At 68.1% G+C, this 22745-nt stretch carries 26 protein-coding genes and 1 pseudogene; 16 read left to right on the forward strand and 11 right to left on the reverse strand.

The window, feature by feature from the left end; genetic code table 11:
• Positions 1 to 8: 8 nt before the first annotated feature.
• Both VSX79_RS06485 and VSX79_RS06490 read right to left on the reverse strand, forming a co-directional pair.
• Positions 9 to 890 (reverse strand): NAD(P)H-hydrate dehydratase, encoded by an 882-nt coding sequence (locus VSX79_RS06485; RefSeq protein WP_326914878.1) that lies wholly within the window; start codon positions 888 to 890, stop codon positions 9 to 11.
• Positions 883 to 1674 carry a histidine phosphatase family protein gene (locus VSX79_RS06490; protein WP_326914879.1) on the reverse strand — a complete coding sequence of 264 codons (792 nt, stop codon included), beginning with the start codon at positions 1672 to 1674 and terminating at the stop codon, positions 883 to 885. Before VSX79_RS06490 ends, VSX79_RS06485 begins: the two co-directional genes overlap by 8 nt.
• 220 nt (positions 1675 to 1894) lie before the next feature.
• Between VSX79_RS06490 and VSX79_RS06495 the strand changes: the two genes are divergently transcribed.
• The gene (locus tag VSX79_RS06495) at positions 1895 to 3868 is read left to right on the forward strand and encodes a protein-L-isoaspartate(D-aspartate) O-methyltransferase (RefSeq protein WP_326914880.1); all 1974 of its coding nucleotides are present in this window, start codon (positions 1895 to 1897) and stop codon (positions 3866 to 3868) included.
• A 123-nt stretch (positions 3869 to 3991) separates the two neighbouring features.
• Positions 3992 to 4597, forward strand: coding sequence for a DedA family protein (locus tag VSX79_RS06500; RefSeq protein ID WP_326914881.1), 606 nt, complete (start codon positions 3992 to 3994; stop codon positions 4595 to 4597).
• A 1-nt stretch (position 4598) separates the two neighbouring features.
• On the opposite strand, the gene VSX79_RS06505 is transcribed toward VSX79_RS06500, so the two are convergent.
• Positions 4599 to 5930: a PQQ-dependent sugar dehydrogenase gene (locus VSX79_RS06505; RefSeq protein WP_326914882.1), complete on the reverse strand. Its 1332-nt coding sequence runs from the start codon at positions 5928 to 5930 to the stop codon at positions 4599 to 4601.
• Positions 5927 to 6358, reverse strand: coding sequence for a DUF2231 domain-containing protein (locus VSX79_RS06510; protein WP_326914883.1), 432 nt, complete (start codon positions 6356 to 6358; stop codon positions 5927 to 5929). Before VSX79_RS06510 ends, VSX79_RS06505 begins: the two co-directional genes overlap by 4 nt.
• Before the next feature lie 116 nt (positions 6359 to 6474).
• Between VSX79_RS06510 and VSX79_RS06515 the strand changes: the two genes are divergently transcribed.
• The gene (locus tag VSX79_RS06515; RefSeq protein ID WP_326914884.1) at positions 6475 to 7191 is read left to right on the forward strand and encodes a cytochrome c oxidase assembly protein; all 717 of its coding nucleotides are present in this window, start codon (positions 6475 to 6477) and stop codon (positions 7189 to 7191) included.
• Positions 7188 to 7850 carry a cytochrome b gene (locus tag VSX79_RS06520; RefSeq protein ID WP_326914885.1) on the forward strand — a complete coding sequence of 221 codons (663 nt, stop codon included), beginning with the start codon at positions 7188 to 7190 and terminating at the stop codon, positions 7848 to 7850. Before VSX79_RS06515 ends, VSX79_RS06520 begins: the two co-directional genes overlap by 4 nt.
• A 13-nt stretch (positions 7851 to 7863) precedes the next feature.
• Here the strand turns inward: VSX79_RS06520 and VSX79_RS18575 are convergent.
• Positions 7864 to 8616, reverse strand: a pseudogene (locus VSX79_RS18575) (c-type cytochrome); the annotation flags it as partial.
• Between VSX79_RS18575 and VSX79_RS18580 the strand changes: the two are divergent.
• From VSX79_RS18580 to VSX79_RS06540, 4 genes are read left to right on the forward strand one after another with little or no spacing between them, the layout of a single operon-like run.
• A complete protein-coding gene (locus tag VSX79_RS18580) occupies positions 8500 to 8841 on the forward strand; it encodes a c-type cytochrome (protein WP_407697263.1) in 342 nt (113 codons plus the stop codon). The pseudogene VSX79_RS18575 and the gene VSX79_RS18580 overlap by 117 nt on opposite strands.
• Positions 8834 to 9772, forward strand: a complete 939-nt coding sequence (gene coxB, locus VSX79_RS06530; protein ID WP_326914887.1) for a cytochrome c oxidase subunit II — start codon at positions 8834 to 8836, stop codon at positions 9770 to 9772. Before VSX79_RS18580 ends, coxB begins: the two co-directional genes overlap by 8 nt.
• On the forward strand, positions 9769 to 12297 hold the full coding sequence (locus VSX79_RS06535; protein WP_326914888.1) for a cbb3-type cytochrome c oxidase subunit I: 2529 nt from the start codon (positions 9769 to 9771) through the stop codon (positions 12295 to 12297). The genes coxB and VSX79_RS06535 overlap by 4 nt, the downstream gene beginning before the upstream one ends.
• Positions 12297 to 12584, forward strand: a complete 288-nt coding sequence (locus tag VSX79_RS06540) for a hypothetical protein (protein ID WP_326914889.1) — start codon at positions 12297 to 12299, stop codon at positions 12582 to 12584. Before VSX79_RS06535 ends, VSX79_RS06540 begins: the two co-directional genes overlap by 1 nt.
• A 207-nt stretch (positions 12585 to 12791) precedes the next feature.
• On the opposite strand, the gene VSX79_RS06545 is transcribed toward VSX79_RS06540, so the two are convergent.
• Together VSX79_RS06545 and VSX79_RS06550 are read right to left on the reverse strand one after the other, a co-directional pair.
• Complete coding sequence (locus VSX79_RS06545; RefSeq protein WP_326914890.1) at positions 12792 to 13838, reverse strand: mannose-1-phosphate guanylyltransferase; 1047 nt, start codon at positions 13836 to 13838, stop codon at positions 12792 to 12794.
• Positions 13839 to 14097: 259 nt separating this feature from the next.
• The gene (locus tag VSX79_RS06550; RefSeq protein WP_326914891.1) at positions 14098 to 14265 is read right to left on the reverse strand and encodes a hypothetical protein; all 168 of its coding nucleotides are present in this window, start codon (positions 14263 to 14265) and stop codon (positions 14098 to 14100) included.
• 217 nt (positions 14266 to 14482) lie between these two features.
• Here VSX79_RS06550 and VSX79_RS18585 point away from each other — a divergent pair, with 217 nt between their 5' ends.
• Positions 14483 to 15184 (forward strand): BON domain-containing protein, encoded by a 702-nt coding sequence (locus VSX79_RS18585; RefSeq protein WP_407697264.1) that lies wholly within the window; start codon positions 14483 to 14485, stop codon positions 15182 to 15184.
• 74 nt (positions 15185 to 15258) lie between these two features.
• On the opposite strand, the gene VSX79_RS06560 is transcribed toward VSX79_RS18585, so the two are convergent.
• Both VSX79_RS06560 and VSX79_RS06565 read right to left on the reverse strand, forming a co-directional pair.
• Entirely contained in the window at positions 15259 to 15624 is a 366-nt protein-coding gene (locus VSX79_RS06560; protein ID WP_326914892.1) for a hypothetical protein, read from the reverse strand.
• A gap of 25 nt (positions 15625 to 15649) precedes the next feature.
• Positions 15650 to 16234, reverse strand: coding sequence for a DUF4142 domain-containing protein (locus VSX79_RS06565; protein WP_326914893.1), 585 nt, complete (start codon positions 16232 to 16234; stop codon positions 15650 to 15652).
• A 336-nt stretch (positions 16235 to 16570) separates the two neighbouring features.
• On the opposite strand from VSX79_RS06565, the gene VSX79_RS06570 reads away from it, so the two are divergent.
• From VSX79_RS06570 to VSX79_RS06585, 4 genes are all read left to right on the forward strand, one after another.
• Positions 16571 to 16834: a hypothetical protein gene (locus VSX79_RS06570; RefSeq protein ID WP_326914894.1), complete on the forward strand. Its 264-nt coding sequence runs from the start codon at positions 16571 to 16573 to the stop codon at positions 16832 to 16834.
• 228 nt (positions 16835 to 17062) lie between these two features.
• Positions 17063 to 17389, forward strand: coding sequence for a hypothetical protein (locus tag VSX79_RS06575; protein WP_326914895.1), 327 nt, complete (start codon positions 17063 to 17065; stop codon positions 17387 to 17389).
• 232 nt (positions 17390 to 17621) lie between these two features.
• On the forward strand, positions 17622 to 19232 hold the full coding sequence (locus tag VSX79_RS06580; protein WP_326914896.1) for an alpha-amylase family glycosyl hydrolase: 1611 nt from the start codon (positions 17622 to 17624) through the stop codon (positions 19230 to 19232).
• A 1-nt stretch (position 19233) separates the two neighbouring features.
• Positions 19234 to 20247 carry a glycosyltransferase family 4 protein gene (locus tag VSX79_RS06585; protein ID WP_326914897.1) on the forward strand — a complete coding sequence of 338 codons (1014 nt, stop codon included), beginning with the start codon at positions 19234 to 19236 and terminating at the stop codon, positions 20245 to 20247.
• 86 nt (positions 20248 to 20333) lie between these two features.
• Here VSX79_RS06585 and xth read toward each other — a convergent pair whose 3' ends face one another.
• Entirely contained in the window at positions 20334 to 21128 is a 795-nt protein-coding gene (gene xth / locus VSX79_RS06590; protein WP_326914898.1) for an exodeoxyribonuclease III, read from the reverse strand.
• The gene (locus VSX79_RS06595) at positions 21125 to 21580 is read right to left on the reverse strand and encodes a DNA ligase-like domain-containing protein (protein ID WP_326914899.1); all 456 of its coding nucleotides are present in this window, start codon (positions 21578 to 21580) and stop codon (positions 21125 to 21127) included. The genes xth and VSX79_RS06595 overlap by 4 nt, the downstream gene beginning before the upstream one ends.
• A gap of 204 nt (positions 21581 to 21784) precedes the next feature.
• Between VSX79_RS06595 and VSX79_RS06600 the strand changes: the two genes are divergently transcribed.
• The 3 genes from VSX79_RS06600 to VSX79_RS06610 are packed head-to-tail and all read left to right on the forward strand — an operon-like array spanning position 21785 to position 22519.
• Entirely contained in the window at positions 21785 to 21964 is a 180-nt protein-coding gene (locus VSX79_RS06600; RefSeq protein WP_326914900.1) for a DUF3606 domain-containing protein, read from the forward strand.
• Positions 21964 to 22236 carry a hypothetical protein gene (locus VSX79_RS06605; protein WP_326914901.1) on the forward strand — a complete coding sequence of 91 codons (273 nt, stop codon included), beginning with the start codon at positions 21964 to 21966 and terminating at the stop codon, positions 22234 to 22236. Before VSX79_RS06600 ends, VSX79_RS06605 begins: the two co-directional genes overlap by 1 nt.
• Positions 22237 to 22279: 43 nt before the next feature.
• Positions 22280 to 22519, forward strand: a complete 240-nt coding sequence (locus tag VSX79_RS06610) for a hypothetical protein (RefSeq protein ID WP_326914902.1) — start codon at positions 22280 to 22282, stop codon at positions 22517 to 22519.
• Positions 22520 to 22745 lie beyond the last annotated feature (226 nt).

Raw genomic sequence — 22745 nt, forward strand, 5'->3', positions numbered from 1 at the left:
CGCCCTCTTCACAGGGCGCGCATCAGTCCCGGAACCAGCGCCGGAAGTTCGCGCGCGAGGAAGCCGATCGGTCCCATGGTTTCCGAAAGGCGGCGACCCGCCTCGCCGTGCAGCCAGGTTCCCCAGGCCGCCGCCTCCAGCGCCTGGAGGCCCTGCGCGCCGAATGCACCGATCAGCCCGGCGAGCACATCGCCCGGTCCGCCCGTCGCCAGACCGATACCGCCCCCGGCATAGGCAAGGCAGGTTCGACCCGCCATGATGTGGCTTGTCGCGCCCTTGACCATCACGGCGCCGCCAAAATCTTCGGTCGCATGGGCGAGCGCCGCGATCGGATCGGCCTCGACGACGGACCTTTCGAGCGCGAGCATCGCCGCAAGCTCGCCTTGATGCGGCGTGTAGACGGTCCGGGCACCGCGCTCTGCAAGGGCGCCGGCATGATTGGCTGCGGCGCGCAGCGCTGCCGCGTCGAGGACCAGAAATTGCTCCTCCGCAAGAAACGGAAGCAGCCCCGCGAGGAGCGCGTCGGCGGCCGCTTCGTCGGTCATGGCGGGGCCCAGGACCACGGCGTGATGCGGCGATAGTTCGGCGCGCAATGCATCCGACGCGTCAGCCGCGATCTCGCCGGCCCTGGTCTCGGCCAGTTCGACCACCGCGCATTCGGGAAAGGCGAGGCCAAGCGGAAGGGCTGCCGAGGCGATCGTGGCGATGGTGACCTTCCCCGCGCCGGCGCGAAAGGCGGCCTCGGCCGCCAGGCCGACGCCCCCGGGGACGCGGCGCGAGCCGCCGATCACCAGCAATTTTCCGCGTTCGTTCTTGTCGACATCATCGGCGTGGGCGGGGAGCGGGTGCGCCTTGAGCCAGCCGGTATCGAGCGCAACGGCGTCAGCCACGTGCGGCGACCATCGCATCGGGTTCGCGGGTGACCGGGACCTCGTTCTTCATCGGCGCGGTGACGTTGTAACGCGCCAGCATCAGATTGCCGTCACGGCCCGCGTCGGGATCGAAACGATATTCGGTGATCGCGCAATTGGCGACGTCGCCGGCCCTGTCGATCGCCAGAATTTCCTTCTCGCCGAGATTTTCGATGATCGTGCGCAGGCAAAGGACGACGACCTGGTGCGCGACGATCATCACCCGGCGCCCGCCATAGTGAAGCGAGACCGTATCGAGCAGCGAGCGGAGCCGGAGAATGACGTCGCACCAGCTCTCGCCGCCGGGCGGGCGGTGATAGAATTTTCCGAGGAGACCGCGAAATTCGGCCTGCTCGGGATAGGCGGCCTCGATCCCGAAACGCGTGAGGCCGTCGAGAATGCCGAATTCCTTCTCGCGAAGCCGTTCGTCGATGCAGATGCGCTCATCCGGCGCGCAGCCGCCGGCGTCGCGGAAAATCTCGGCGGTCTGGACGGCGCGGATATAGGGCGACGCGAGCATCACCTCGGGACGCCCGTCTTCCTGTCCGGCGGCAAACCATTCGCCGAGCGCGCGAGATTGCTTCTTGCCGAGGTCGGACAAGGGGACATCGACGTCGCGGTGATCGAGCGCGATACGATGCGCGCGCGCCGCTTGGGCGGCGTCGCGCGCGACATTGCCGGCGCTTTCGCCGTGACGCACCACCCAGAGGACCGAGGGCCAGCGCGGCGTCATGGGGGCGGGGGAAAAATCGGAGCCAGTCATGTGGAAGAAACGCCGCACGCAGGCACCGGTTGCGCGGACCTGCGCAGCGCTGCCCTTCGAGCCTGCCGATCTTTTGCGTGGACGCGCGCGGCGGGCGCGCGACCGGAACTTCGGCCCCGCCGGTCGGTTGGTCATAAGGCGACGGTGCGGCGCCCACCCGTCGTCCAAGGGGCCGCGGCGCCATTGTCGGGCCGCCGCGCGGCGCCCAAAGGAGGCTGCGATGGCCGATCTGAAGAAGCGCAGGGATGCCATGGTCGATATGCAGCTGGTCGCCCGCGGCGTGCGCGACCCGCATGTCCTGGCCGCGATGCGCGAAGTCCCGCGCGAAGCGTTTGTGCCCGCGGCGCTCGCCGAATTCGCCTATGAGGACACGCCGCTTCCGATCGAGGCGGGGCAGACAATCTCGCAGCCCTATGTCGTCGCGCTGATGCTCGAAGCCGCGGAAATCCAGGTCGACGATCGCATCCTCGAGATCGGCGTCGGCTCGGGATATGCCGCCTCCGTGATGAGCCGCATCGGCCGGCGGGTTCACGCTATCGACCGGCAGGCCGAGCTCGCCGCGCTCGCGCGCGCGCGCATCGAACGCCTCGGCTACGACAATGTGGTCATTCGCACCGGCGACGGCACGGGCGGCTGGCCCGAAAACGCGCCCTTCGACGTCATCCTCGTCGCGGCAGGGGGCCCGGCGGTGCCGCGGCCGCTGCGCGAGCAGCTGGCGGTCGATGGGCGTCTCATCGTGCCGGTCGGCGGTGCCGACGAGCAGCGGCTCACGCGCGTGACCCGCACCGGCGACGATGAATTTTTCGAGGAGGATCTCGGCGCGGTCCGGTTCGTTCCGCTCATCGGCGCGCATGGCTGGCGCGGGGACGCAGCGCCGCCCGAGCCCGACGCGGCGCGTGCCTTGCACCGGCTCCGGGAGGCGGCGGAACCGCTTCCCGCCATCGACGATACGGCGTTCGCCGGGCTTATCGACCGCTTTGCCGACGCACGGGTGATCCTGCTGGGCGAGGCCAGTCATGGCACGTCCGAATTCTATCGCGCGCGCGCCGCGATCACCCGGCGTCTGATCGAACATCATGGCTTCACGATCGTTGCCGTTGAGGCCGACTGGCCCGATGCCGCCTCGGTCGACCGCCATGTTCGCCTGCGCGAGGCGCTCGCGCCGGCGGTCGGCCCGCCCTTCCAGCGCTTTCCGACCTGGATGTGGAGAAATGAGGATGTGGCCGGCTTCTTGACCTGGCTGCGGCGCTGGAACGAAAGGCGCGAGCCCTCGCGGCGCGCCGGATTTTACGGGCTCGACCTCTATAACATGTCCGGCTCGATCGACGCCGTGCTGACCTATCTCGATCGCGAGGATCCCGAGGCCGCGGCGGTCGCGCGCGAGCGTTATGCCTGCCTCGCGCCCTTCGGCAGCGATCCCGCAAGCTATGGCCGGATGGCGATCACCGAGGGCTTTGCCCGGTGCGAGGAGGCGGTGGTCGCCCAGCTGCGCGATCTCTTCCGCCGCGACCGCGACCTTGCAGCGAAAGACGGCGACGATTTTCTCGACGCCACGCAGAATGCGCGGCTCGTCGCGAACGCCGAAGCCTATTATCGCGCGATGTTCTACGGCGCGGCCGAGAGCTGGAATTTGCGCGATCGGCACATGTTCGACACGCTCCAATCGCTGCTTGGCGCAAGGGGAGAGGGAGCGAAAGCCGTTGTCTGGGCACACAATAGCCACATCGGGGATGCGCGCGCCACGGACATGGGGCGAACCCGCGGCGAGCTCAACATCGGACAGCTTTGCCGCGAGCATCATCGCGGCGCGGCACGCCTTGTCGGTTTCGGCACGCACGGGGGCACCGGCGCCGCCGCCACCGACTGGGGCGGCGAGATGGAGGTGAAGCGGGTCAATCCCTCGCGGCCCGACAGCTATGAGCGCCTATGTCATGACGTCGGGCTCGAACGGTTCCTGCTCGATCTGCGCGCGGGCGTGCATCCCGACGCGCGCGCCGACCTGCTCGAGCCGCGGCTCGAGCGCTTCATCGGCGTCATCTATCGTCCCGATACCGAGCGCTGGAGCCATTATTCGAGCGCCGTGCTGCCCGAGCAGTTCGATGCCTGGATCTGGTTCGACCGGACGAGCGCGGTGTCGCCGCTGCCCGCCCGCGCGACCGGAGCAGGAAGCGACACGTTCCCATTCGGTCTCTGATCGCGGGATTTCGCGCCGCGGTCCGATGACGGCTCCCGCCGACACCGAGCTGCGGGGCCGGCTTGCGGGATCGATTGCCGATGGCGATCGTTTCCGGGAGAAGGCTGACTATCGGAGCGGAGCATGACGGACTGGATCATCGACCTCGTCGACACGATGGGATATATGGGCATCATCTTTTTGATGTTCCTCGAGAATCTCTTTCCGCCGATCCCGTCCGAGGTCATCATGCCGCTCGCCGGCTTCGGGGCCGCCGATGGCAAATATGGCCTCGTCTTCGTTATCATCGCGGGCCTCGCCGGAACCCTCGCGGGCGCGCTTTTCTGGTACGCCCTCGCCCGGCGCATCGGCGACGAAAGATTGCGCCGGTGGGCCGACCGCCACGGACGCTGGATCACCTTGAGCGGCGCGGATATCCGGAAAATGGAAAACTGGTTCTGCCGGCATGGCAATTGGGCTGTCCCGCTTGCGCACCTCGTCCCGGGGCTTCGGACCTTGATCTCGATCCCGGCCGGCGTGTTCGCGATGCCGCCGGTGCGGTTCGTCCTGCTGAGCGCCGTCGGTGCCGGGGTCTGGACGAGCGCACTCGCGGTCGCGGGCTATCTGCTCGGCGAAGGCTTCGAAGGCGTCGAAAAATATCTCGGTCCGATCAGCACGGCGATCATGGCCGCGCTTCTGCTTTATTATCTCTGGCGGGTGATCCGTTTCAGGCCCGGCGAGGGAGCCTAGATCAGTTCCGGTCAGCCGTCGGCCCGACCGGCGAGGCGAGCGGGCGGGGACCCGTGACGCGCCACACCGTGTTCGACAGATCGTCGGCAATCCAGAGCGCGCCGCGCGCCGCGTCGAACGTGACGCCGACCGGACGGCCGCGCGCGCGGCCGTCCTCGATGAAGCCGGTCACGAAATCGCGCGGCTTGCCCGCCGGCCTCCCGTTCGCAAACGGCACGAAGCTCACCTTGTAACCGGCGAGATTCTGGCGGTTCCAGCTGCCATGCTCGCCGATGAAGGCGCCCTCGGCGAAGCCGGCAAAGCCGTTGCCGTCGGCGAAACTCAGCCCGAGCGGCGCGACATGCGAGCCCAGCCCGTAATCGGGGGCGACCGCGCTCTTTACGAGCTCGGGCCTTTGCGGGTGGACGCGCGGGTCGGGATTCTGTCCCCAATAGCTGTAGGGCCAGCCGTAGAAGGCGCCTTCGCGCACCGACGTCAGATAGTCGGGAACGAGCTCGGCGCCGAGTTCGTCGCGTTCATTGACCACGGCCCAGAGCATGTTCGAGCCGGGTTCGAACGCGAGCGCGGTCGGATTGCGGATTCCCGAGACATAGATGCGGCTCGATTTTGTCGAGGGGTCGACCTCCCAGATCACCGCGCGATCCTCTTCGAGGCTGAGGCCGCGTTCGCCGACATTGCTGTTCGAGCCGATCCCGACATAAAGCTTGCTGCCGTCGGGGCTCGCGGCGAGCGCCTTGGTCCAGTGGTGATTGATCTTCGAGGGAAGCTTTGTAATCTCTTCGCCGGGCGCCGTGATACGTGTCTGGCCGTCGCTATAGGGGAAGCGCAGCAGCGCGCCCTGGTTCGCGACATAGAGGCTCCCGTTCACGAGCGCGAGACCATAGGGCGCGTCGAGATCCTCGATGAAGGTCGTGCGCAGTTCGGGCTTGCCGTCGCCGTTGGCATCTCGGAGCAGCGTGATGCGGTCGCCGCCCTGGACGCTGCTCTTGCCCAGGCTCTTGATGTAGCCGGCGATGACATCCTTGGGCCGCAGTTTCGGGGCATGGCCGCCCGAGCCTTCGGCGACCAGGACGTCGCCATTGGGGAGAAGGAGGATCTGGCGCGGGATCTTGAGGTCGGTCGCGACCGGCGTGATCGTGAAGCCTTTCGGTACGGTGGGAAGTTCGCCGTTCCAGCCCTGCGGCCTGGCGATCTTCATCGGCGGGACGAGCGTCTCGTCGATCGCGGGGAGCGCGGGGCTCGCGCCCGTCTGGTCGAGGCTTTCGTCGCCGCCGCCGCAGGCCGCGAGGCTACTCGCCGCGAGCAGGTGCACGAGGAGGGCGCGCGCGGTCATCGGGCGATCCTCTCGCCGCCATAGGCGATCCAGCCGGCGGCAAGCGCGGTGAGGGCCGACACGACCGAGAGCGCGAGCCCCAGGCTGCCGACCGAGCTCCATGCATCCTGGCTATGCTTGAAGGCGTTGACGAGCCCGGCAACCCACATGACGAGAAGGAGGAGGAAATAGGCGGGCGCGCGTCGGCTCTCCGGGGCGCGGCGGCGGCGGAACAGGCTTGCCGCCGACCAGAGCAGGACGGGCGCGCCGAAGAGGAGAGCCCCGACGATCAGCCAGGCCGAAAAGTTGCTCCACTGCATCTCGGCGCTCTTCAGATAGGCGATATCGGACAGAAGCGCGCAGGCGAAGAGCGCGATGGGAAAGGCGAGCAACAGGGCGTGAAGCGGGTGCAGGGGGCTTCTGCCGGTTCGATCGACTGTCGTTGCCAAGCTCATTCTCCGCCGGTTGCCGCTCCTCTCGAAGAATGCACCGCTTGGCGATTGGTTTCGTGAGGATGCACGGGAACCCGCGCGGCGGCGCGACGTTCGTCCGGTGAGAAAGGCGCATGATGGACCGAGGCTGGATTCCCTATTGCGGCGCGGCGCCGCTTCCCGCCGACTGGCTCGCGCGCTGGAACGGCGATCCCTTGCTTATCCTCGCGTTCGCAGCGACCGCCTCGCTGGCTCTGCGGCGCGGCGTCGATCGGCCGTTCTGGGCTGGCATGGCGGTGCTCGTCCTTCTTTTCGTGTCGCCGCTCTGTGCCCTGTCGTCGGCGCTCTTCTCTGTGCGCGTGGTCCATCATGTGCTGCTGACCGCCGTGGCGGCGCCATGGCTGCTGTGGGGCATGCCGCGCCTCGCGATACGCGGCAGCGCGCCGCTCTGGGCGGCGGCGCATATCCTTCTGTTCTGGATATGGCACGCGCCCGCGCCTTATGCGGCCGCGCTGTCGAGCGACCTCATCTTCTGGACGATGCAGCTGTCGCTGCTCGCCAGCGCGCTCGCCTTCTGGGGCGCGCTGCGGCGCGCGGCCGCGCCAACCGCAATCCTGCTGCTGCTCGCGATGATGGTCCAGATGGGGCTGCTCGGCGCGCTGATCACCTTCGCGGGCGCGCCGCTTTATCCGCCGCATGCCGTTTCGACATTTGCCTGGAACCTGACGCCGCTCGAAGACCAGCAGCTCGCGGGCCTCATCATGTGGGCACCCGCGGCCGCCTTCTACCTCGCCGCGGCGCTCTGGCGCGGTTGGCACATGCTGGCGCCGCCCGCCACGGCAATCCGATGATCGAGGCGCTGCAGGCGTGGGCGGCGCGCTACGCCGACGACCGGCGCTATTCGCCGGTCGGACAGATCTTCCACTGGGTGATGGCCGCGCTCATTCTCTTTCAGCTCGGATGGGGGTGGCGAATGAGCCGGATCCCCGCCGGCGGCGACAAGCTCGAAGCCTTCCGCATTCACGCCGAGATCGGGCTGCTGATGCTCGTGCTCGCCGCGATGCGGATGCTCTGGCGACTGGTGATCCCCGGCCCGATCAACGACGCCGATCGGCTTGGCTGGCAGACGATGGCGGCTTATGTCACGCATGTCCTTTTCTACCTCTGCTTTTTCGGCCTGCCCCTGAGCGGCTGGGCGATGTGGTCGGCGGTCGAGGGCGAGCCGCTCCGCATCGCCGGAATCATTCCCTTTCCCTATATGCCCTTCGAGACGCTCGCGCCGGCGCTCCAGTGGTGGATTCTCGACTGGGCCGAGGGCATCCACGCGCTGCTCGTCATTCTTCTCGTTGCGATGATCCCGGTCCATGTGGGCGCGGCGCTGAAGCATCATTTCTGGGATCGCCACGATGTGCTGCGCGGGATGCTGCCCGATCTCGAGCGCGAGCCGGGGGAAGACCCGCCGCATAAGCCGAAACCGCGCGCGCCTCGGAAGGCGAAAGCCGGCGGCTGATCGCGCGCATCTCGCCGAGCGGATCATTGTTCCGCCGGCCCGTTCGCCACGCGGCGAGCTGGCGTTCGAGATACGCGGCCGGCTGCCCCGCGAGCGGCGGATTTGCCGCGTCGCCTTCGCCGTCGGCGCCGTGACAGGTAGCGCAGGAGGCCAGACCGCGCGCGGCGTCCCCCCTGAGATAGAGCCGCTCGCCTTGCGCATCCGTCCTGGCGGCAATCTTCGCGGGCGTGGGAAGGCCGGCATAATAGGCCGAGACCTTGGCGCGATCGGCGTCGGAGAGGCTGAGCGCGATCGTGCGCATCAGGCGATGCTCGCGCCTGCCATTGGCATAGTCGGCGAGCTGCCGGTGAAGATAGCCGGGGTCGAGGCCGGCGAGACGCGGGCTCTCCGCGCCGTCGCCTTCGCCGTCGAGGCCATGACAGGTGAAACAGGCCGCCGCCGCGCCCGCGTCGCCGCCGCTGAACGCGAGCGTCTCGCCGGTGGCCCGAAAGCGGTCGACATGGGGGGGCGCGTCGCATCCCGCGATGGGAAGGAGGAGGAGAAGGGCAGCGGCGCGCACGGAGCGGGAACCAATGCGGGCGCCGGGTGGTTCCCGAAGCGTGGCGCACGAGGTTCGAGGATGATCGGGAAAAGGGGAGTCGCGGGATCGATGTTGCTCTTGCTGGCCGCCTGCGACCCGGCCCCTCTCGCGCCTCCGCGAGCCGATGCCGCCGCGATCGCGCGCGGCAAGGCGGCCGCCGCGCGGCACGGGTGCGGCGCCTGCCACGATCTGCCCGGCATCGGCTGGCCGAAAGGGACCATGGGTCCGCCGCTGCACGGTTTCGGCCGTCGCGGCCTGATCGCAGGCCGGCTGCCGAACGACCTTCCCCGTCTCGCCGCTTTCGTGCGCGACGCCCCATCGGCGGTGCCGGGAAGCGCAATGCCCGCGGTGCCGATGACGCGGCGCGAGGCGCGCGATATCGCGTCCTGGCTCCAGAGCCTGCGTGACTAGCGCGGGTACCGGCTGGCCGCCCGCGGTCTTCGACGCGGCGGGCCCCTATTCGGAGCCGGTGACGACGCTCGCCTGGGTCCTGCTGCTCGGCGCTGGCGGGGTGCTTGCGATCGTCCTCGCGGCCCTGTGGGCGGCGCTCTACGGTTCGGCGGCGCTCAAGGCGCGGCTCGGCGGCGAGCGGTCGATCTGGATCCTCGGCTTCGGTTTTCCCGTGATCGTCCTGACGGGCCTTCTCGTCTGGGGGCTGATCCTCACCGGTTCGCTTTCGGCGGCGCGCGTCGACGGCTCGGAAATGCGCGTGAAAATCATCGGCGAAATGTGGTGGTGGCGCGTCCACTACCAGGACGCGGCGGGCCGCGAGACGATGCGCGACGCGAACGAGCTTCACATCCCGGTCGGCACGCCGGTGCTTCTCGAACTCGAGGCCGCCGATGTCATCCACAGTTTCTGGGTGCCGCGCCTCGGCGGCAAGATGGACATGATCCCGGGGCGCACCAATCGCCTGCTCATCCAGGCCGACAAGCCCGGGATATACAAGGGGCAATGCGCCGAATATTGCGGCGGGCCGCACGCCTTGATGGGGTTCGTCGTCGTCGCGCACGCGGCCGACGACTTCGCGCGCTGGAAGGCGTCGCGCTTGCCGGCAAGCGGCGCCGGAGGGCGGGGGTTGGACATCTTCCTTTCGAGCGGCTGCGCCGCCTGTCACACGATCCGCGGAACCCCCGCGAACGGTCTCGCCGGCCCGGACCTCACGCATGTCGGCGCGCGCCAGACGCTCGGCGCGGGCATCCTCCCGAACAATCCCGGAACGATGGCGGGCTGGATCGCCGATGCGCAGGCGATCAAGCCCGGCAATCGCATGCCCGCCTATCATCAGTTCGGCGGCGACGAGCTTCGCGCCGTCAGCGATTATCTGGTGACGCTGAAATGAGATCCGAGACCGGGTTCGATCCCGCGCTCTACGATCGCTTTCCGACCAGGGGCCGCCGCCCGGAGGGCGAGGAAGAGGAACTGCGGCGGATCTGGTGCAAACCCAGGGGCTGGGAATATCTGACCGTCGTCAACAATAATTATGTCGGCATCTATTATCTCGGCACCGCCTTCCTCTTCTTTCTGATGGCGGGGCTGCTCGCGCTCCTGATGCGCGCGCAGCTCGCGGCGCCGATGCTCGAAATCCTCCCGCAGGGGACTTACAATCAGGTCTTCACCATGCACGGCACGGTGATGATGTTCCTCTTCGCGGTGCCCGCGGTCGAGGCGGCGGGGGTGCTGCTCCTGCCGCAGATGCTCGCGGCGCGCGACCTGCCGTTCCCGCGCCTCTCGGCCTATGCCTTCTGGGCCTATGCGGTGGGCGGCCTGTGCTTCTTCGCCTCGATCTTCGTCGGGCTCGCCCCCGACGGCGGCTGGTTCATGTATCCGCCGCTGACCTCGAAGGCCTTCTCGCCTGGGATCAACACCGATTTCTGGCTGCTCGGCATCGGATTCATCGAGATCAGCGCGATCGCGGGCGCGATCGAGATCATCGTCGGCGTCCTGCGCACGCGCGCGCCGGGGATGAGCCTCGACAAGATGCCGATCTTCGCCTGGGCGATGCTCGTCTTCGCGGTGATGATCGTCATCGCTTTCCCGAGCATCATTCTGGGCACGTTGCTGCTCGAGATCGAGCGGGCGTTCAACTGGCCCTTCTTCGATGCGACGCGCGGGGGCGATCCGATGCTCTGGCAGCATCTCTTCTGGTTCTTCGGCCACCCCGAGGTCTACATCATCTTCCTTCCCGCTGCCGGCATGATGAGCATGATCGTCGCCGCGGTCGCGCGCGAGGCGCTCGTCGGCTACCGGCTGATCGTGCTCGCGATGCTCGCCACCGGCTTCATCAGCTTCGGCGTCTGGGCGCACCATATGTTCACCACCGGCATGCCGCCGATGACGACCGGCTTCTTTTCGGCCGCCTCGATGGCGGTGAGCGTTCCCGCCGGCCTGCAGGTCTTCTCCTGGATCGCGACGCTCGCGATCGGAAGGCGCAATTTCAACGCGCCCGGCCTCTTCGTGCTCGGCAGCATCATCATCTTCGTCACCGGCGGGCTCACCGGGGTGATGGTCGCCATGGTGCCGTTCGACTGGCAGGCGCACGACAGCTATTTCGTCGTCGCGCACCTCCATTATGTGCTGATCGGCGGGATGGTCTTCCCGCTCTTTGCCGCCTTCTATTACTGGATCCCGATGGTGAGTCGCCGCGCGCTCTCCGAACGGCTCGCCAAATGGGTGTTCGGCCTGATGTTCGCGGGGATGAATATCGCCTTCCTGCCGATGCATCTCGCCGGGCTCCAGGGCATGCCGCGGCGCGTCTATACCTATTTGCCCGGGCAGGGGCTCGAGCTCCCGAACCTGATCTCGACGATCGGCGCCGTCATCCTGGCCCTCGGCGTGCTTCTGTTCCTCATCGATCTCGCGCGCAACTTCCGGCTCGCGCCAGCGGCGGGCAACGCCGGCAACGTCTATGACGGCGGCACGCTCGAATGGCTGCCGAGCGAATTATATTCGACGCGCTCGATCCCGGTCGTGCGCAGCCGCGAGCCCTTGCGCGACGACCCGAAGCTCGCCGCGGACGTCGCCGCGGGGCGCTATTTCCTTCCCGGCTCGGCGACGGGGCGCCGCGAGACGATCGTGACCAGTCCGCTGCTCGCCGAACCCCAATATCTGCAGATCATGCCGGGGCCCTCGGCCTGGCCCTTCGCCGCCGCCATCTTCACCGCGGGCTTCTTTCTCGCGCTCACCGTGCAGGCCTATATGTTCGGATGGGTCAGCGCGCTGCTGGCGGTGATATCGGTGCTGCGCTGGCTCTGGGAGACCGATCGCCCGGTCGAGCCGCCTGAGGTCGATATCGGCGCGGGCATCATGGTTCCGACCTATGTCACGGGTCCGGCGAGCCACGGTTGGTGGGCGATGGTCATCCTGCTCGCCGTGATGGCGATGATTTTCATCATGGCGCTCTTCAGCCTCGCGTTCCTCTGGTCGAACCAGCCCGGCTTCTGGATGCCCCCACCGGCGATGGGCGCCGCGGCGCCGGTCGTCCTTCTCTACGGCGCCGCGCTGAGTGCCGCGCTCGCGGCGCGGCCCATGTTGCGTCGCGGCACCCTCGAGGCGTCCTGCCTGCTTCTCCTAGCGGCGGGCGCCGGGGGCGCGGCGCTGTGGCGCGACTGGGCGGACTGGAGTGCGGCGGGACTCCGCCCGCAGGGCAGCGGTCAGGGCGCTACCGTCTTCGCGCTGCAGGCGCTCCAGGCCACCGCGCTCGTCGCCGGCCTCATGATGGCGGGCTACTGCGCCGCGCGCGCGGCGCGCGGATTGCTCACGACGCCGCGAAGCAATACGGTCGATCTCGCCATGTTGTTTCTCGCCTACGGCGCCGTTCAGGGCCTTGTCGGCGCATTGTTCGGCCGCGCGATCGGCATGGCGTGATGCGGACCTGGGCGATCCTTCTCGCCGGCATGCTCCTCTGGGGCCTGCACTTTTTCGCGCTCTACGGCATCGGCGAATTCTGGGGGAGCGGCGCGGCCGCGCGCGTCGCCATCGGGATGCTTTCGATCGCCTGCCTCGCGGCCATGGCGGGCCTCGCCTTCGAGGTCGGTCGCCGGACGCGCGGCGACGGTCTCGCTAGGTGGCGAACCCGGCTGGCGCGCGGCGGCTTGCTGCTGGGCGCGATCGCGGTGATCTGGCAGACGCTGCCGATGTTGCTGGCGAGATAATGGGCCATTTTTTTCAGGATTCTAACCTGGATCAATAGCCTTGCGTCGCGGCCCGCTTAGTCTCGCGGCCCTGATGCCGCCGGCCGCGACCGCCGGAAGGCAGAGGATTGTCTCATGCGTAGCCAACCATGAGGACGGAAAGGCCTCGCCGCGTGCGAGGCCTTTTTGGCGCCGCGCCGGGCCGCGCCGCTGCGCGGGGGGCGCCGCTCAATCGACGGGCGGTTCGCGCGCCTGCGCCGCGATGCGCACGTCCTGCGACCGCGCGAGCGGCATGACGAGGATATCGTCGCCGTCGACGATCACCGCCACATTCTCCATGCCGATCAGCGCCACGCGCTTGCCGTCCGAACGCACGAGGTTGCCGCGGCAGTCGTGCAGGAACACATTGTCATCGACGACATTCCCGGCGCCGTCGGCCTCGGCAAGACTGTGCACGGCGTGCCAGCTGCCGAGGTCGGACCAGCCCATGGCGACGGGCACGACCGCGACCCGGTCGTCCTTTTCCATCACCGCATAATCGATCGAATTCGAAGGCGCCTTGGCGAATTCGATTGCGTCGGCGTGAAGCGCGTCGCCATCGTGCTTGCCCGCCGCGACGGCCTTGTCGGCGGCCTTGAAGATCGCGCGGCAATGCGTCAGCATCGCGTCGCGCATTCGCCCGGCGCGAAACAGGAAGATGCCCGCGTTCCAGCTATATCCGCCCGCCGCGAGCATCGCCTCGGCATCGGCGAGCGGGGGTTTTTCGACGAAGCGGTCGACCGCGAACCCTTGCGTTCCGACGGGCGCGCCGCTGGCGATATAGCCGAAGCCGGTTTCGGGGCGGTCGGGGGTGATGCCGAAGGTGACGAGCCAGTCCCGGCGCGCGAGAGCGGCGCCCCCGGTGACGGCGGCATGAAATGCCGCGACATCGGCGATCACATGGTCGCTCGGCATGACCAGAAGCAGTGCCTCGGGATCGGCGCCCGCGACCGCTAGCGCGATCGCGGCGGCGGTATTGCGCGGCATCGGCTCGACCAGGAGCCGACTATTGGTGGTGCCCATCTGCTCGCGCACCATCGCCAGATGCGGCTTGCCGCACAGGATGAGGGGCGCGCCGAACAGGCGTTCGTCCGCGACGCGCGCGAGCGTCTGGACGAAGAGGCTGCCGGTGCCGGCGAGCGGGAGAAATTGCTTGGCGCGCAGGCCGCGTGACTGGGGCCAGAGCCGCGACCCGGCGCCGCCGCACAGAATGACCGGCTGGATTTGATCGTTCATTCAAGCTCCCTGTCCGCATTCGGAAAATGCCAGCGAAAATCGGTCGCCGGCCTGTCGGCGGCGGCATTCCGGCTCCAGGGGCGAACGTCGGACCGGGAGCGCGGTTGCCCCGCCGAAGCCCGCAAGCTGTTCCAAAGGCCGCTCCTTTGATCCATGTTGGCAAAAATTGCGGCCGGCCCCGTGGGGGGGGGGGGGGGCGGGGATCGCGGCCGACTTTCGAGGCGAGGACGCGCAGGCGGCGCGGATCGGCCCGCTCGTCTCAGGCGTCCTTGCCCTTCTGATCGGCGTCCTCCTCCGCCCGGCGCCGGCGCGTGGCTTCCTCGGTCCACCGCTTTTCGGCGCGCGAGCGGCGGTTGTGGGCCATGAGCCAAAGAAGGACCACCGCGAAGAGGATCGGTCCGGCGATCGTCATCAGGCTCCATTCCATCGTCACTTCCTTTCATTTGCATCGGATCGGCCGCCGAGCTGCCGGCCGTCTGTCCCAACAACCGACGGCGCGAGCGTTTGCTGCGCAGCGCCGACGAAATTGCGGCCGGCCGCCGCGCGCGTGAGGAACTCGTGAGGCGCGCGTGCGTCGGTTGAGCAGGTGGGGGCGGCGGCGCTCGCGCCGCCAGCCTTTTTCGTTTTCGACAAGGAGATGGATCATGGACAGATATGACGCGAGGACGCCGCCATGGGAGTATCCGGACAGCGCCGATCACGACGACCGGCCGGCCTCCGCCCGGGGTCCGTACCGCGGCCGCGTCGCGCCCGGAGGCCCGAACTGGGACGGCGATCGCTATTCGCAGGCTCGCGGCCGCAGCGTTCGGGGCGGGCCCGGCTATCCCGCTCGCGGCGTCGGACGCGAGCCCGAGAGATATTTCGGCGACAGCAATGCGGGGCGCGGTCGCGATGGCCGGTCAGCTTCCTTCTGGCCGAGCGAGCTGGGTTATCCGCCATCGCCCGGCTACGCGCCTTACGGCGGCCGCGTCCCGGTCGCCCATGACGGCGATGAACGCGGATTTTTCGAAAGGGCGGGGGACGAAGTCCTTTCCTGGTTCGGCGACCGCGATGCCCGACGCCGCCGCGAGGTCGATCATCGCGGGCGGGGCCCCAAAAATTACACCCGACCGGACGAGCGCATCCGCGAAGACGCCAACGACCGGCTGACCGAGGATGTGTGGATCGACGCGTCCGAGGTCGAAATCACCGTGGCCGACGGCGAAGTGACGCTGAACGGGACGGTCGAGGATCGCCGCGCCAAGCGCCGCGCCGAAGACTGCGTCGAAGCCGTCGCGGGGGTGAAGCATGTGCAGAATAATCTGCGCTATCATTCGGGGGTCGAGAGCCCGCGGATCGCCGACTGAGCGAGCCCGTAGCGGGGGGCGCGATCGAAAGGACGCCTGCGCCATGGCGCAGGCGTCCTTTTCCACCGGCCGGTCTAGCGGCTTCCGCCAATCGGCGCGTCGGCGCCGGTTCTGGGACCCCGATCGGTCGGGGTCGGCGCGTCGCCGCTCCCTGCCTGCGGGTCGCTGTCATAATCCTCCGCATTGCCCTTACCGCCGGCGCCGGCCCCGCTGCCGCTCACCGGGCCGCTACCCTTGCCGGCGCGCCGGCCGCGATTGGCCGCACCGGGGTCGGCGCTGGCGCGGTCTTCGCGCGGATAGTCCTCGGGGCGCACGCTGCCCACATTTTCGCGGTCTTCGACTTTCTCGGGCGGAAGCGAGCCCGGCGTCTTGATATTCTCGTCCGTCGCGCCGGGGCGCGCGTCGCCGAGCGGTCCGCGCCGGACATTGTCGATCGTCATGTCATCCTCCTGTCGATGAGCGCGCTCATGTCTGCGCGCCGAGCTTGTCGAGATTGCTGCGATGCGTCTCGATGACGGGAACGATTTCGCTCGCCGCTTTCTTGAGGCTGTCGGTGTCGCCGCGCTCCGCATAGCCCTTGTGGAGCGCAAGCGCCGCATCGTGCGCCGTGCGCTGGTGACGCAGATAGGCCGTGTCGACGGCGGCGGCATCGGCCTGCTTTATCTCGTCGAGCATGCGCTGCTGATCCGGATCGAGTTGCGGCGCCGGAACCTCGACACGCGCGGCGGTCGCCGCCGCCTTGATCTTCGCGGTCGACTGGCCATGCTGGTCGATCATCATCTGCGCGAATTTCTTCACCTCGGCATTGTCCGACTTGGCGAGCAACGCTTTCGACGATTCGATCTCGAACAGGTCGCCGCCGCCGGCCTTGGCGACGTAGGTCGGCGCGTCGGTGGGGGCGGCCGGCGCCGCGGCGGGCGGGGCGGCATCGGCGGGGACGGCCGCCGTGTCGGTCGCGGCGGTGTCGGCGGGAGGCGCATCGCGCTCGCCGCTGTCGCCGCAGGCGGCGAGCAGAAGGGCGGGTGCGCCGAGCATCAGAAAACTTTTCATCGATCATCTCCCTTGGGGATGGGCCCCTCTGCGCGGCCAACGTGACGCGGCGCGCCAAGTTCCGTCGGGAAAGGCGGGCGCCCCTATCGCGACGCGATAATTGACCCATGATAAGATATTTTTGCGACCGGAGGCGGCACGCCGCGCGGGACGGCACGTCCGGCAGGCGGATATTGCAACCCATGTTGGTGCGATCCGCGAGATTTGCGATAGGCTTTCGGCGGAGTTGCACATGGCCGCAAGATCGTCTGCGCGGTCGCGTGCGGCCCGCTGTCCGTTGCCGGCGCGTCTCTGCGACGAGACCTCCTGCCGGAGCGTGGATGAAGGGAGGGGCGCTTGCGCACTTACCATTTGCTGCTCGCCGACGGGGACGGCCCTCCAGCGCGCCAGATTCCTTTCGTCGCCGAGAGTCCGGACTTTGCGCTGGTCGTCGCCGCGCAGGAACAGGCGGGTATTCGCGCCGAACTTTGGGACGGCGCGCGGCTGCTCGCGCGCCTGACGAAGGCGGCGCCCGACTTGTGGCTGCTGCATCCTTGCTCTTCCGGCCCCTCGCGGACCGGAGAGCCAGCCCCCGGGTGCGGTTCGGATCATCTTCTTTAGTTCCGCCTCTCCGGTCGCAAGCATCGCCCGCGATGGATTGGCGCTTCGTCCGGTCGTGCGATCGAACCGGCCGCGCGGGCGCCGGGCTGCCCTTTCGCGCCTGCTTTAGCGGCGGCGCGGGCGCCATATCCTATACTGGATCAACTCCGCGCAAAACATGGCAGGCGTGGCGGAACCATGGCAGCCGGCGGTCGTCGTCCACCCTGGGATCCGATGGAGAATGCCAACATGACACGTTCCTATCTGACTCTCATGCCCGCAATATTTCTGCTGGCAGCCTGCAACTCGCCGGGCGACGGCACGACCCGGAGCGAGACCGAGACGGTTCCGGCCGGCGAGGGCGCGATGGCCTCGCCGACCGACATGTCAACGCCCGACGCCGGTTCGAGTGCGGCGGACGGCACCGCCGGCGCGACGAGCAGCGCGGCGCCGGGTTCAGGGGCCGTGCCGGGCGACACCGGCGCGGTCCCGCCCGGCACATCGACCGGCGACATGTCGGGCTCCGGAACGGAACCCGCGACCGCCGATCAGGGCACGCCCCCGCCGTCGAACTAGCCCTGATGCGGCGCTCCCGGCGGATATGCGCCGCATCACCCATCGCCTGCGCCGAGCCCTCCCATCGCCAGGCGAGGAGCGCCCCGGCTCCGGACATGCCCTCGGGCAGAATCCGGGCCGGGGGTTCCGCATGCGTTGCACACGCCGCCCGCTTCGCGGCGAAATGTGCCGCATCCTTGCGCGAAAGGCTGCCGCGCCGGCACTATCGTCGTGCTCGGGCGTTGTCCCGGGCATGAACGGGCAAGAGGCTTCGGACGACAGCGAACGGCCCTGGTGGGAAAGTGCGGTAATCTATCAGATCTATCCGCGCTCCTTCCAGGACAGCAACGACGACGGCATCGGCGATCTGGAGGGGATCGGGCGGCGGCTCGACTATATTGCGGGCCTCGGCGTCGATGCGATCTGGCTGTCGCCGGTCTTTCCGTCGCCGATGGCCGATTTCGGATATGACGTCTCCGATTACTGCGGAGTCGATCCGATCTTCGGCACTCGCGACGATCTCGACCAGCTGATTGCCGCGGCACATGCGCGGGGCCTCAAGCTCCTGCTCGACTTCGTGCCCAACCATAGTTCAACCGCGCATCCCTGGTTCGCCGAAAGCCGGGCGTCGCGCGCCAATCCGAAGCGTGACTGGTATATCTGGCGCGACGGCGCCCCGGGCGGCGGGCCGCCGAACAACTGGACGAGCGACATGGGCGGTCCGGCATGGGAGCTTGATGCCGCGACCGGCCAATATTATCTGCACAGCTTTCTCAAGGAGCAGGCCGACCTCAACTGGCGCAATCCGGCGGTCCGCGCGGCGATGACCGACGTGCTGCGCTTCTGGTTAGATCGCGGCGTCGACGGCTTTCGCATCGATGTGCTGTGGCATTGCATCAAGGCCGAGGATTTGCCCGACAATCCGGTCAATCCCGAGTTCGTGCCCGGCATGGGCGAAAAGTTCCGCGTCCTCCAGCGCCACTCGACCAACCAGCCCGAAATCCACGAGCTCGCCGCCGCCTTCCGCGCGCTCGCCGACGGCTATGGCGAGCGGCTGCTTGTCGGCGAGATCTGTCTCCCGGTCGATGAGTTGATGCGCTATTACGGAAGCGCGGAGGCGCCCGGAGTCCATCTTCCCTTCAACTTCCAGCTCTTCGAGGCGCCGTGGGATGCCGGTGTGCTGTCCGCGATCATCGCCGAATATGAAGCGGCTCTGCCGCCGCGAGGCTGGCCGAACTGGGTGCTGGGCAGTCACGACGCGCCGCGCCTCGCGGGCCGGGTCGGCGATCTCCAGGCCCGCGTCGCCGCGATGCTCCTGCTGACGCTGCGCGGCACGCCGACGCTCTATCAGGGGGACGAGCTCGGGATCGGGCGCGTGGCTATTCCGCCCGACCGTATCCGCGACCCGCAGGATCTGCGCCAGCCCGGGCTTGGTCTCGGCCGCGACGCCGCGCGCACGCCCATGGCGTGGGACGAAAGCGCCAACGCCGGCTTCAGCGGCGCCGAGCCCTGGCTGCCGCTCCATGGAAGCTGGCAGCTTCATAACGTCGCGAGCGAGGATCGGGATCCCGCTTCGATGCTCACGCTCTATCGGCGTCTATTGGCCCTGCGGCGTCGCTCCGCCGCACTGCGCATCGGAGATCTTCGGCTCGTGGCTTCCGATGAGGACGTGCTCCAATATGAGCGCCGGAGCCGACAGGAACGCGTCCTGGTCGCCCTCAATATCGGAAGCGAGACGCGCCGCCTGCTGCTTCCCGCGGGCTCGGCGATCGCCGACGTGCTGGCCTCGACGCACGCCCTGCGTACGCTCGATGGCCTCCTCGCTCCCAACGAGGGGCTCGTGCTCCGCCTCGAGAATGTCTGAAATGCGGATTGCGATGCTCGCGCCGATCGCGTGGCGGACGCCCCCGCGCCACTATGGACCGTGGGAGCTGGTCACGAGCCTGCTGACCGAGGCGCTGGTCGCGCGCGGGCTCGACGTAACGCTGTTCGCCACCCGCGACAGCATTACCGCGGCGAAGCTCGAGGCGGTCGTCCCTGCGCCCTATAGCGAGGATACCTCGGTCGATGCGAAAGTGTGGGAATATCGCCACCTGTCGCACCTGTTCGCGCGCGCGAGCGAATTCGACATCATCCATAATCAGGCCGATTTTCCGGCGCACGCCTTCGCGCCGCTCGTCGACACGCCGATCGTGACGACGATCCACGGCTTCTCGTCCGAGCGGATCCTGCCGATGTACAAAGCATTTGAGGAACGGGTGCATTTCGTTGCGATCAGTGACGCCGACCGCCATCCCGACCTCGCCTATGCGGCGACCATCCACCATGGCATTTGTCTGGACGACTTCCCTCTCGATCCGGCCGGGAGCGAGGATCTCGTATTTTTCGGGCGTATCCACCCCGACAAGGGCGCGCGCGAGGCTATCGCGGTCGCGCGGGCCGCCCGGCGCCGTCTTCATATTTACGGCGTCGTGCAGGACGCCGACTATCATCGCGAACATGTCGTGCCTGCGCTCGATGGAGAGCATGTCGTCTTTCATGGAAGCGTTGGCGGCACCGACCGCGCGCGCGCGCTCGGCGGCGCATGCGCGCTGCTCCATCTCATCAGCTTCGACGAGCCCTTCGGACTGTCGGTCGTCGAAGCGATGGCGTGCGGAACGCCGGCGATCGCGATGCGGCGCGGATCGATGGCGGAAATCGTCGAAGACGGCCGGAACGGATTTCTCGTCGAGGACCAAGCCGGCGCGGTCGCGGCGGTTCATCGCGCGGCGAGCCTCGATCGCAGCGGCATTTCCGCGAGCGCGCGCGCGCGCTTCTCGGTCGAGCGGATGGCCGCGGACTATATCGCGCTCTACCGCCGCATCCTGGAGGCGCGCTGACCGCTGCGCCGCGCGGGACAGCGTCGCTCCGGGTATCCGCCGCGGACGAAGCGCCGCATTGGCGACCCCGGCGGGGTCGCCCTTGATCAGCGACGCTTGCGCCTCGGCGCGTCGGCAAGCTCGATCCACACCGGCGTATGGTCGCTGGTCTTTTCCCAGCCGCGCGGCCGGGTATCGACCTCGGCGGCGACGAGGCGCGATTTCGCCGGTTCGTTAAGGAGCAGATGATCGATGCGCAGGCCCGCGTTTCGTTCGAACGCGCGCCGCCAATAGTCCCAGAAGGTGTAAATCGTCGCGTCGGGATGGAGGTGCCGGATCGCATCGGTCCAGCCTTGGCCCAGCAGACGGTGATAGGCGGCTTTCACCTCCGGAGCGAAGAGCGCGTCGTCGCGCCAGCGTTCGGGTTTGTAGACGTCCTGGTCGGTCGGCATGACGTTGAAGTCGCCCAGAATGACGACCGGCGCGTCGAGATCGACGAGCGTCGCCAGATGCGCCTCGAGACGCTCGAACCAGCGCAGCTTATACTCGAATTTGGGACCGGGCCTCGGATTGCCGTTCGGAAGATAAAGTCCCGCGACGAGGATGCCGCCGACGGCAGCTTCGATGAAGCGGCTCTGGAGATCGTCGGGATCGCCCGGAAGCCCGCGCCGCGTCTCGTGGATTTCGCCGATCCGGCTGAGCAGCGCGACGCCGTTCCAGCGGCTCTGGCCATGCCAGATCGCCGCATAGCCAGCCGCGTGGATCGCGGCTTCGGGAAATTTCTCCTGCGGCGCCTTGAGTTCCTGCAGGCAGACGATGTCGGGCTTCGCAAGGTCGAGCCAGCGCAGCAGCACCGGGAGCCGGCCGTTGATCCCGTTCACATTATAGGTGGCGATCTTCACAGGTCGGGCAGCTCCTGCGCGGCGCGGTCCCGGGCGGCGAGCGCCTTCGAGCCGGCGCGCTTCACCAGGGTGGCGGCGTCGCCGACATGAAAGTGCGACGGCGCGTCGATGGTTTCCATCTCCCTCCAGCCGACCGGCGCCGCTCGATCAGGTCGAAGGCGAATAAGTCGATCGCCTCGGGAGAGGCTTTGAGCGCATTTTTGCATCGATTGGAAATTGGAGCGGCCATCCGCACCGAGTGCGACGGCCTCGCCGTCGATCAGGGCCGACGAAATGTCGAGCCGGGCGGCCTCCGCGAGAAGCGGGCCGAAACGGTCAGACCAGTCGAGTCCGGAGCGCGCATCCGCGCGCGCCGCGCCGCCGCCGATGGCGAGCAGCAGACGATAGCCGTCATATTTCATCTCGTGGAGCCAGCCGCTTCCCGCCCCTACCGTGTCGACGAGCGTCGCCAACCGGACCGGCCGGAAGGCGCGCAAGGCCGCGGGGAGATGCGCGCGCGACCGCGAACCGGTCGGGGTCGATCGGGCTTCGCGCGCGCCTTTGTCGCTTTGCCGGGCCATCAACGAAAGACGCGGGGGGAGGGCCTTCGTTCCGCGTTTCGGGGCGCGGCAACTTCGCCCCGGCGGATGCGTTGCTGAGCTCAGAGGAGATTATATATGTCAGACGACCCGAGCAATATTGGCGCGCCCGACCGCGATCTCGTCAGCCTTTCCGAAGATTATGAGGTCCGCGACTGGACAAAGGCTCTCGGCGTGAGCGAGCAGGAGCTGCGCGAGGCGGTCGATGCGGTCGGCAACTCGGCCGCGAAGGTGCGCGATTATCTGAAGGCGCGCTGATGGCTGCCGAGCAGGATCGGGCGTTGACGTCACCCGTCGAACGCATCGCGCGCGCGCTTGCCGGTCATGCGCTGAGCAGCAATGCCGAGGGCGACATGGCCTCGGCGGCCGAGGCGGTCGATGCCTCGTGGCCCGAGTATAGCGATGCGGCATTGGCCGTGCTGCGCACCATGCGCGAGCCGAGCGCGCAGATGCTCGCGGTCGGCGATGGGGCGATATGGGAGCGGATGATCGGGGCGGCGATCGAGGACGAGACAATCACCGAGAGCTGAGCCGGCGACGTCCCGAAGCGGGGGACGAAACAGGAGTGGAAAAATGTCCGACGATCGCAGGGTCCGTACCGTGCCGACCGTAAAAACCCGCAAGCCCAACCTCTCGACCGAAAATCAGCCCGAGGGCGCCGCACGGCGGCCGAGCGATACGCTCGACCGCGAGCCGAAGCGCGATCCCGAGAGCGGCGGAAGCATCCCGGAGAATTATAACCCCGAGAGCGGAACGCGTGTCGGCGAAGAGGAGGATAGCGCCGCCGGACACGCGGGCGAGGGACAGCCATAGTCGCTTTTCCGCCCCGCGTTTCGTGTTGGGCGCCATCCGGCCGGGCGGTATGGCCCTGGGTGCCGGCTTGGCAGTCAGGCGGGCGCGCCGCTTTCTCGCAAACATAGATTAAATCGGCGCAAAATTGACCCCGCTCGGACGGTCCGGGCTGCAACTTGTGCGGCGCAGCATGCGTTGCCTTTTGACCGCGACGACCTTCGTCCCACGCCGCTCCTCCCGCGCGGCG

The sequence above is a fragment of the Sphingopyxis chilensis genome, assembly GCF_035930445.1.
GTDB lineage: Bacteria > Pseudomonadota > Alphaproteobacteria > Sphingomonadales > Sphingomonadaceae > Sphingopyxis > Sphingopyxis chilensis.